Annotated in this window: 8 protein-coding genes and 1 pseudogene; 6 read left to right on the top strand and 3 right to left on the bottom strand. The window is 69.6% G+C overall.

Annotation, left to right across the window (positions count from 1 at the left end; genetic code table 11):
* The 4 genes from FV228_RS12055 to FV228_RS12040 all read left to right on the top strand — a co-directional run.
* A partial coding sequence (locus FV228_RS12055; RefSeq protein WP_147854840.1) for a GNAT family N-acetyltransferase occupies window positions 1-771 on the top strand: 771 nt, incomplete at its 5' end.
* On the top strand, window positions 768-2,624 hold the full coding sequence (locus FV228_RS12050; protein WP_238262242.1) for an IucA/IucC family siderophore biosynthesis protein: 1,857 nt from the start codon (window positions 768-770) through the stop codon (window positions 2,622-2,624). The genes FV228_RS12055 and FV228_RS12050, both read left to right, overlap by 4 nt.
* A complete protein-coding gene (locus FV228_RS12045; RefSeq protein ID WP_147854839.1) occupies window positions 2,621-3,931 on the top strand; it encodes a SidA/IucD/PvdA family monooxygenase in 1,311 nt (436 codons plus the stop codon). Before FV228_RS12050 ends, FV228_RS12045 begins: the two co-directional genes overlap by 4 nt.
* A 306-nt stretch (window positions 3,932-4,237) precedes the next feature.
* A complete protein-coding gene (locus tag FV228_RS12040; protein WP_092043425.1) occupies window positions 4,238-4,525 on the top strand; it encodes an MTH1187 family thiamine-binding protein in 288 nt (95 codons plus the stop codon).
* A 121-nt stretch (window positions 4,526-4,646) separates the two neighbouring features.
* On the opposite strand, the gene FV228_RS12035 is transcribed toward FV228_RS12040, so the two are convergent.
* Window positions 4,647-4,820 (bottom strand): metallothionein, encoded by a 174-nt coding sequence (locus tag FV228_RS12035; protein WP_147854838.1) that lies wholly within the window; start codon window positions 4,818-4,820, stop codon window positions 4,647-4,649.
* A 156-nt stretch (window positions 4,821-4,976) separates the two neighbouring features.
* Between FV228_RS12035 and FV228_RS12030 the strand changes: the two genes are divergently transcribed.
* Both FV228_RS12030 and FV228_RS12025 read left to right on the top strand, forming a co-directional pair.
* Window positions 4,977-7,295, top strand: coding sequence for an FdhF/YdeP family oxidoreductase (locus FV228_RS12030; protein WP_147854837.1), 2,319 nt, complete (start codon window positions 4,977-4,979; stop codon window positions 7,293-7,295).
* A gap of 48 nt (window positions 7,296-7,343) precedes the next feature.
* Window positions 7,344-8,690, top strand: coding sequence for a pentapeptide repeat-containing protein (locus FV228_RS12025; protein WP_147854836.1), 1,347 nt, complete (start codon window positions 7,344-7,346; stop codon window positions 8,688-8,690).
* 4 nt (window positions 8,691-8,694) lie between these two features.
* Here the strand turns inward: FV228_RS12025 and FV228_RS12020 are convergent, their stop codons facing one another.
* On the bottom strand, window positions 8,695-9,165 hold the full coding sequence (locus tag FV228_RS12020; RefSeq protein WP_147854835.1) for a MarR family transcriptional regulator: 471 nt from the start codon (window positions 9,163-9,165) through the stop codon (window positions 8,695-8,697).
* Between the two features lie 114 nt (window positions 9,166-9,279).
* Window positions 9,280-9,633 (bottom strand): annotated as a pseudogene (locus FV228_RS12015) (L-seryl-tRNA(Sec) selenium transferase); the annotation flags it as partial.

Below are 9,633 nucleotides of genomic sequence, written 5' to 3'. Positions count from 1 at the left end.
GGCCTCGGCAGCGCGGCGTCCCTGCGCGCACTGGCGGCGCAGTCTGAGGGTGACCCGGCCGCGCCCGACGCGGTCGTGGAGCGCGCGCTGTTCTATCAGCTTCCCCTGCTATGGCTGGCAGCCGGAACGCGGGCCGCCTACCCGCTGATCCGCTCGCGGATCGGGCCGCAGGACCGTCTACCGCCCCTGCGACCGCCGCAGCCGAACGGCTCGTTTTACCGGCGTTGGCTGCCGCAGCTCGGCACGACCCTGTCGTTTCGCGCCATAGACCGGCGGCACGATCTCGGCCTGTTCCACGGCTGGATGAACCAGAAGCGCGTCGCCTATTACTGGGAACTCGCGCAGAGCGAGGCGGAGTTGGACCGCTACCTCGCCGACCAGGAGGACGACCCGCACCTGTTCGGGGTGATCGGCAGCTTCGACGACGTACCGGTCGGCTATTTCGAGTTCTACTGGGCCAAGGAGGATCGGCTCGGTCCCTATTACGACGCCGAGGATTTCGACCGCGGTTGGCACGGGCTGATCGGCAACGTCGCGCACCTGGGACGGCCGAAGACCCTCGCCTGGTTCAGGGCCATCACGCACTACCTGTTCCTGGACGAGCCCCGCACCCGGCGGATCATGGGCGAGCCGCGGGCCACGCATCGCAAGATGCTGAGCTACTGCGGGGATGCGGCCTACGAGACGCTGAAGGAGTTCGACTTCCCCCACAAGCGCGCGGCCCTGGTCTGCTGCGAGCGCGAGCGCTTCTTCCGCGAGGTTCCCTTGTGAGCGCCGGACCGTTGCCGGGCGGCGCGGCCGTGACGGCGCCGCTCTGGCTCGATCTCAATCGTGCGCTCATCGCCAAGACGATCTCCGAACTCGCGTTCGAGGAGGCGTTCGCACCAGAGCTGGCGGACCGGACCGGTACGCAGTGGCTGCTGCGCCTTGACGGCGGGATCGCCTACCGCTTCGCGGCCGAGCGCCGGATCTGGGGCAACCTCGCGATCGATCCGTCCAGCCTGTTCCGCATCGCGGGTAACAGGGTTACCCCGGCCGGCGACGCGGCCGGGTTCCTGGTGGATGCGAGCCGTACGCTCGGGATAGAGTCCGCCACCCTCTGCGTCTATGCCGCCGAAGTGCTGAGCACGCTCACGGCCGATGCCCGCATCGCGGCGATCGGCCGGGACATGACGGGGCCGGATCTGCTCGCTCTGAGCGACCGCGTCCTGCAGGCCTATCTCGACGGCCACCCAAAGGCCCCCGCGAGCAAGGGGCGGATCGGCTGGGGTCTGGCCGACTACGAGGCCTACGCGCCGGAATTCCAACCCGAGATCCGGTTGTTCTGGGTCGCGGCAGACCGGACAGCCTGCCGCCTCAGCCTGGAGCCCGGCCTCGCCGAGGCGGACCTCGTGGCCGACGCCCTCGACGGGCCGGAACGGGCGCGCCTAGCGCAGGCCTGCGCCGCACGCGGGGCCGATCCCGCGACCCATCTGCTCGTGCCGGTCCATCCCTGGCAGTGGGACAACAAGATCGCCCTGCATTTCGCAGGCGAGATCGCGGCCGGGCGCCTCGTCCCCCTGGGGACCTTCGGCCGCGGCTACCGGCCCCAGCAATCGCTGCGGACGCTCGCCTGCGCGGATGCGGACGGCCGCCTGGACGTGAAGCTCGCGCTCACGATCCTCAACACCTCGGCCTGGCGGGGCGTGCCGGGCAGGTACATGGAGATCGGACCGGCCTTCTCGGCTTGGCTGGCGGACAAGGTCGCGCGCGACCCGGCGCTCGCCGGCACCGTGATCCTGCGGGAACGCGCAGGCGCCTTTTATCCGCACCCCGTCTACGAGCGGATCGCGGATGCGCCGTACCAGTACCGTGAGATGCTGGGCGTGATCTGGCGGGAGGGCATCGCCGGCCGCCTCGGACCCGGCCGATCCGCTCTCATGATGGGCGCGCTGCTGAAGGCGGATGCAGCGGGCCGCCCGCTCGTGTCCAGCCTGATCGCCCGGTCCGGCCTCGCCCCGGAGGCGTGGCTGGAGCGGCTGTTCGACCACGTGGCCGTCCCACTCTACCACTTCCTCTGCCGCTACGGCGTCGGCTTCATCGCCCACGGTCAGAACGTGACGCTGATCCTGGAGGACGACGTGCCCTGCGGCGTCGCGCTGAAGGATTTCCAGGGCGACGCCGATCTGGTGGACCAGGACTTCCCCGAGGCCGCAGACCTGCCGGACGGCGTGCGCGAGACCCTTCTGCGGCGGCCGGCCGCGCACCTGCTGCAGCACCTACAGACCGGCCATTTCGCCAGTCTGCTGCGCTTCGTGTCGGATGCGCTTCTGCGCAGCGACGGCCTTCCCGAGGCCGCCTTCTACGGAGCGCTCGCGCGGGTTTTGCGCCGCTACCACGCACGGCACCCCGACCTCGCCGACCGGTTCAGCCAGTTCGAGCTGTTCGCGCCGACCGTGCCGCGGATCTGCATCAACCGCGTCCGGCTCAGCCTCGGCTACGGCGATTCCAATCTGCGACCGGTGCCGCGGCTCGGCAGTCCGCTGATCAACCCGCTCCATCGCGCGGAGGCCTCCATCCCCCGGGAGGCCGGCACCGGGCACGACGACAGGGCAGGCATACAGGCAGGAGCCCGCGCATCATGAGCGACCACCCCCTCGACCTCGCCGGCATCGGAATCGGCCCGTTCAATCTGAGCCTCGCGGCGCAGCTCGACGCGGTCGGCGACCTCGACGCACGGTTCTTCGACCGGGCGCCGGCCTTCGACTGGCACCCGGGCATGATGCTTCCGGACGTCGCGCTGCAGACCTCCTTCCTCAAGGACCTCGTCACGGCGGTGAACCCGACGAGTCCCTGGAGCTTCCTGGCTTACCTCGTGGCGCAGAAACGCTTCTACGAGTTCCTCAATGCCGAGTTCGAGGCGGTGCCGCGCCGGGAATTCGCGCAGTACCTCGCCTGGGTCGCGGCTCGGCTGCCGAGCCTGAGCTTCGGCACCGCGATCCGTGAGGTCCGCTTCGAAGGACGCGACTTTCGCCTCGACGGCGACCGGGGGACCGTGCGGGCGCGTAACCTGGCCCTCGGCGTCGGACTGCAGCCGAGCCTGCCCGCCTTTGCGGAGAAGCTCGACCCGCGCGACCACGTCCACAGCTCTCAGGTCGCCTTCGCCCTCGATCGGTTCGCAGGCCGGCGGGTGGCGGTGATCGGCGGCGGGCAGAGCGGCGCCGAGATCGTGCTGAACCTGTTGAACCGGGGATCGGACGCGCCGGCTGCCGTTACCTGGATCAGCCGTCGCCCGAATTTCCAGCCGATCGACGCAACCCCGTTCACGAACGAGCTGTTCACGCCCGGCTACGTCGAGAGCTTCCACACCCTGCCGGATGCCCGCCGCCGCTCCACGGTGGCACGCCAGAAGCTCGCCGGTGACGGCATCTCGGCCGCGACCCTGCGGGCGATCTATCGGCGCCTCTACAACCTGCGGCACCTCGCCGAGGCCCCCCTCTCCACGAGCCTGCTGCCGCACCGCACCGTGCTCGATGTCGACCGGATCGGCGGCTACCGCCTCATCATGCGCAACGGCTTCGACGGAGGCATCGAGGTTGCGCATGCCGATTTCGTCATCCTGGCCACAGGCTACCGATACGCGCTGCCAGCCTGCCTCGATCCGCTGCGGGACCGCCTCGTCCTCGACGCGGACGGCCGGCCCGAGATCGGTTCCGACTTCGCCGCGACGTGGGACGGTCCGGCGGGCCACCGGCTCTTCGTCCTCAACGGCGGCCTCGTGAGCCACGGCATCGCGGAGCCGCAGCTCAGCCTCATGGCCTGGCGCAGCGGCGTCATCGTCAACGCCTTGGCGGGACGCACGATCTTCGAGACCAACCTGCCGTCGCCGCCCCTGGCTTGGTCGACGTCCCAGCCGAAGCAGATGTCGCACGAAGGCGAAGGCCGCCCTTAGAGCCCTTCCCGCTCGCGTTGCGATCGGGGACAGCTCTTAGTCCTTGAAGCAACGCGCTCGCTCGCGCCGAACCGGGATCCCCTGCGGCAGCGAGCGCTCCAAGTTCGGATCACCGCGATCCGGTTGATCGCGCGTGACGAACGCACGCGGACGGCCTGCGCTTGGCCTTCGCCGTTCCGGGATACGGCGCAGCGGCCTCGCCGCATTGTCTGCCCGATCAGGCGCCGTCTTCGTGATATCGTACGCACCCGTCACCCGGCCGCGTCCCGCGATCCGGCACGACCGCGCCTTTTGGAAAGCATCGCCATGAAGGTATCCGCCGACCTGTGCATCGTGCCGATGGGCGTCGGCCCGTCGGTCTCGCCCTACGTGCGCGAGATCAAAGCGATCATCGAGGCGAGCGGGTTGACCGCCACGATGCATCCCAACGGCACCAACATCGAAGCCGAGTTGTCTGAGGTCTGCGCCCTGGCGGAACGCTGCGAGGCCAGGCTCGCCGAACTCGGCGTCGAGCGGACCTTCTTCACGCTGATCTTCTCCACCCGCCGGGACAAGGAGCAGTCCATGGCCGACAAGCTGGCGGCCGTCTCCTGACGGGGTGGATCGCTGTCCGCGGGAGTGTCTATCGGTCCGGCGGACAGCGGGCGCGTTGGATCAGGGACCGTGTCCTGAAGCGCCGCGCGGCGGTGGCACCGTCCGCGCGGGCGCGGGCTGCTCAGCCGTGGCAGGCGCAGCCGGCATGCTCGCAGCCGGCGTGATCTTTATGTCCGTCGGCGCATTCATCACAGCAATAGGCCTTGCCGTCCCGCGACACCGCCTTGGTCAATGAGACCACGCACACGCAGTCCTGGCAGGCGCATTTCACCATCTCGACGTCGACGCTGGCCATGTTCTTCTCCTGGGACGAGTCATTCGCCGCCTCAGGGTAGCGCCGCGGGACCCGGGGCGGAAGCCGATCGGCGCCGCGGTGACGCGCCCGTGATCCGACCTGCGTCCTCGCGCGTTCCCTCCGGTCCGGACGCTGGCGTTCCGGGAGGAGGACGGCATGACCGACCAGAACACCGGCGACGTACGGATCGAACCCTACGACGGCCCGGCGGGCGGCTGGGGCTCGGCGCGCTCCCTCGTGGAGATCCTGACCCGCGAGGGCGTTCCGGTCACCGGCTCGGCGATGCTGGTCAAGCAAAACAAGCCCGACGGCTTCATGTGTGTGTCGTGTGCCTGGGCGAAGCCGGCCAAGCCCCTGGCCTTCGAATATTGCGAGAACGGCGCCAAGGCGACCGCCTGGGAACAGACCCGCCGCCGGGCGACCCCGGACTTCTTTGCCGCCCACACCGTCACAGAATTGCTCGGCTGGAGCGACTACGCGCTGGAAGAGCAGGGCCGCCTTACCCATCCGATGCGCTATGATCCCAAGGCCGACCGGTACCGGCCCGTCTCGTGGGGTGAGGCCTTCGCAGAGATCGGACGGGAGCTGAAGGCCCTGCGCGAAGAGGACCCGAAATCCGCGGTGTTCTACGCCTCCGGCCGGGCTTCGCTCGAGACCAGTTACATGTGGGCGCTGCTCGCCCGGCTGTACGGCAACAACAACCTGCCCGACTCCTCCAACATGTGCCACGAGCCGACCTCGGTGGCGCTGCCGCAATCGATCGGAGCGCCGGTCGGCACGGTGCTGCTGGAGGATTTCGAGACCACCGACCTGATCTTCTTCTTCGGCCAGAATGTCGGATCGAACGCGCCCCGGATGCTCCACCCGCTCCAGGAGGCCCGGCGCCGGGGGGCACAGATCATCACCTTCAACCCGCTGCGCGAACGCGGGCTGGAACGCTTCACCAACCCGCAATCGCCGGTGGAGATGCTGACGCGCTCGGCGACCAAGATCTCGACGCAGTATCACCAGGTCAAAGCCGGCGGCGACCTCGCGGCGCTCACCGGCCTGTGCAAGTCCCTGCTCGCCATGGACCGGGAGGCCACCGCATCGGGCCGTCCCGCCATCCTCGACCACGCCTTCATCGCCGAGCACACGCACGGCTTCGCGGAGTTCGTGGCGTTCTGCGATCGGGAGGATTGGACCGCGATCGAGCGTCGCTCCGGCCTCACGCGCCCGGCCCTCGAAGCCGCGGCCGCAGCCTACGCCCGCGCCAAAGCGGTGATCGGCATCTACGGGATGGGGCTGACCCAGCACCGCAAGGGCACCGAGACGGTGCGGATGCTGGTGAACCTGCTGCTGATGCGCGGCAATATCGGTAAGCCCGGAGCCGGGATCTGCCCGGTGCGCGGCCACTCGAACGTGCAGGGCCAGCGCACGGTCGGCATCACCGAGAAGCCGGAGCTGGCGCCGCTCGACAAGCTCAAGGAGCTGTACGACTTCGAGCCGCCGCGGGAGAAGGGCCTGAACACGGTCGAGACCTGCGAGGGGATCCTGGACGGCAGCGTCCGAGCCTTCGTCAGCCTCGGCGGCAACTTCCTGCGGGCGATCCCCGATACCGGGCGGATGGAGCCCGCCTGGCGCCGGCAGCGCCTCACCGTCCAGATCTCGACCAAGCTCAACCGCTCGCACCTTGTGAACGGGGACGTGGCCTTCATCCTCCCATGCCTCGGCCGCATCGAGGTCGACCGGCAGGCGACCGGCCCGCAGGCGGTCTCGATGGAGGATTCGACCGCGCGCTTCCACGGCTCCCGGGGCGTGGCCGACCCGGTCGGCCCGGAGGTGCGCTCCGAGCCCTGGATCGTCGCCGAGATCGCCAAGGCCTCAGTGCCGCCGAACCCGCGGATCGACTGGGATGCGTGGGTGGCCGATTACGGCCGGGTGCGCGACGCCATCGAGGCGACCTACCCCAAGGTGTTCCACGACCTGAACGGGCAGATGTTCCGGCCGGGCGGGATCACCAAGCCGCTGGGCGCCCGGGACCGGAAGTGGGAAACCGAGACCGGAAAGGCGAACTTTTCGGTGCCGGAGGGGCTGGAGGCCGATCCGGACCTACCGAAGCATGGGCCCGACGTGCTCGACCTGATCACGCTGCGCTCGAACGACCAGTTCAACACCACGGTCTACGGGTACGACGACCGCTTCCGCGGCGTGAAGGGCACCCGCGACATCCTGTTCATGAACCGGACCGACATCGCCCGGCTCGGGCTGAAGGACGGCGGCTCCGTCGATGTCGAGGCGGTGGCCGGCGACCAGGTCGAACGGCGCGTCGGCGGCCTGCGGGTGATCGCCTACGACATCCCGCAGGGGAATTGCGGCGGCTATTATCCGGAGCTGAACGTGCTGTTGCCCCTGTGGCATCACGACGAGCAGTCCAAGACGCCGGCCGCCAAAGCCATCACGGTGCGGGTCAGCGCGGCGATGCCGACGACCTGAGCCCGGGGGGATCTGGCGCGGCGCCGTTCTCTCCGGCAAAGAGCCGGGATGGATCAGGTCACGCCCCGAAACGTGGAGCCGCGCCTGCGCGGTCTCCTGGACCTGATCGCCTCCGGCACGCCCCTGCGCGAGCCGGGCCTCGATCTCGCGCATGTCGACGCTGGCGCTCATGCGCTGGCCGAACTGGATGCGGCACGGGCCGACCCCGAATCCGGCGGCTTGTCCCTGGCGGGTTCGGATCTGTCCCGCGCCCGGATGGAGGAGGCCGACCTGTCGGGCGCGAACCTGCGCCGGGCGAGCCTCACCGGGGCGGTCGGGCGCTCGACCCGCTTCGTCGGGGCGATCCTGGAGGAGGCCGACCTGTCCGAGGCCGACCTCTCGGGCGCGGATTTCGCCGGCATCGTGGCGGGCCAGGTCAAGCTCTCCGCCGCTATGCTGGAGGATGCCCGCTTCGGGCAGGCGGCGATGCGCTTCGCGGACCTGTCGGGGGCGCTCCTCGACGGGGCCAACTTCACGGATGCCGACCTCTGGGGCGCCGACTTTTCCGGAGCCGACGCGGACGACACGGTGTTCCGCAACGCGCGGCTCGACGAGGCCAAGCTCGCCGACGCCAACCTGACCCACGCGGATTTCGAGGGTGCCAGCCTGGCCAAGGCGACGCTGGCCGGCTCGCGCCTGCGCGGCGCCAAGTTCACCGGGGCGAAGCTCGACGGCGCGGACCTATCCGGTGCCGACCTGTCGGACACGGATCTCGTCCGGCTCAACCTCGCCACCTGCCGGCTGCGGCACGCACGCTTCGCCGGGGCATGGCTCAACGGTACCCGGATGAGCGTCGAGCAGCTCGGCGGCGCCGTCGGCGAGGAGGTGGCGGGCGCCTACGAGCTGGCGCAGGCGAGCTACCTCGCCCTGGAGCAGAACTGGAAGAGCATCGGCAGCCACGATGCGGCGAGCTGGGCCTACAAGCGCGGCCGCCGCATGGGTCGTGTCCATGCCGGACAACAGGCACGCGCCGCATGGGTCGAGCGAGACGGGGCCGGGATCCTGCGCCACGGCTACCGCTGGACCGCCGACCGCTTCGTCGAGTGGCTGTGCGACTACGGCGAGAGCCTGTCGCGCATCGCCCGGGCCTTCGCGTTGCTGATCGTCGTGTTCGCCGGCCTGTTCGGGCTGACCGGCGGCCTGATCGTGCTTGAGGGTCCCGAGGCGGGGCCGACCTACAACCCGATCGACCTGATGAGCTACAGCGCGCTCAACATGATGACGGCCAACCCGCCGGAGATCGGCCTTAAGCCGACCGGCCGGGTGACCAACCTGCTGGTCGGCCTCGAAGGCGCGGCCGGGATCATCCTCATGGGCCTCTACGGCTTCGTGCTGGGCAACCGCCTCCGCCGGTGAGCCGTCAGTCGTTGACGCTCAGCCGCTCGATCAGGATGCCGAGATCCCTGCGCAGCGCGCGCATCTCGGGCTCGCTCAGTTCCAGCTGGCACATCACGCTCTCGCGCACCGTGACCGCCTCCGAACGGAGCGCCGCGCCCTGGGGCGTCAGGGCAATCTCGACCTCGCGCTCGTCGGACTGACGCCGGGTCCGGACCAGGAAGCCCGCGCTCTCCAGCCGCTTCAGCACCGGCGTGAGCGTGCCGGAATCGAGCCTGAGCCGCCGGCCGATCTCCGAGACCGTCACGCCGTCCTGCTCCCACAGAACCAGCAGCACGAGATATTGCGGATAGGTCAGCCCGAGCCGCTCCAGAAGCGGCCGGTAAGACTTCGTCATCCGGTGCGCGGCCGCGTAGAGCGCGTAGCAAAGCTGGTTATCGAGCAGGAGTGGATCTGTTGCCTGCTCTGCCTCGATCGTGTCCACAGAATACGACATGTTGCTCGCCCATCGCGGTCCGAGTGCCGCTTGTCTCGCACCGCGACCGCGGGTTGGCCCTTCTAGCATAACACGCTGAGCGTGCGTGCAAGCTCCCGCTCCACGCTCGGTTTCTCAACAACTCCGGGCCCCTGGCGCTCCGTCACCTGACGATGACATGTGCGATAGGCTGTCCAGCAGCCCGGTCTCGTCCTCGAGGGTCCGCAGGTCGAGCAGGACGGCATCGCCGCTGATGCGGCCGATCACCGGCACCGGCAATCCGCGCAGGCGTTCGGCCAGGCGCTTGCAGCGCCCCCCGGCTCCGCGGCGCCCGCCCTCGCCATCCGGCACCAGCACCAGGGCGGCGCTGGGCAAGGTCTCCACCGGCAGCGCACCGGACCCGATCTGGCTGATGCACGCGTCGACCGAGACCGTGGCCCAGCCGGACAGCCGCTCGGAAACCGCCGGCGCGAGGGCCCGGGCCTGCGC

Source organism: Methylobacterium sp. WL18, from assembly GCF_008040015.1.
In the GTDB taxonomy this organism is placed as follows: Bacteria; Pseudomonadota; Alphaproteobacteria; order Rhizobiales; family Beijerinckiaceae; genus Methylobacterium; species Methylobacterium mesophilicum.
The sequence above is the reverse complement of the archived record's forward strand: the minus strand, read 5'-3'. Positions and strand labels throughout refer to the sequence as shown.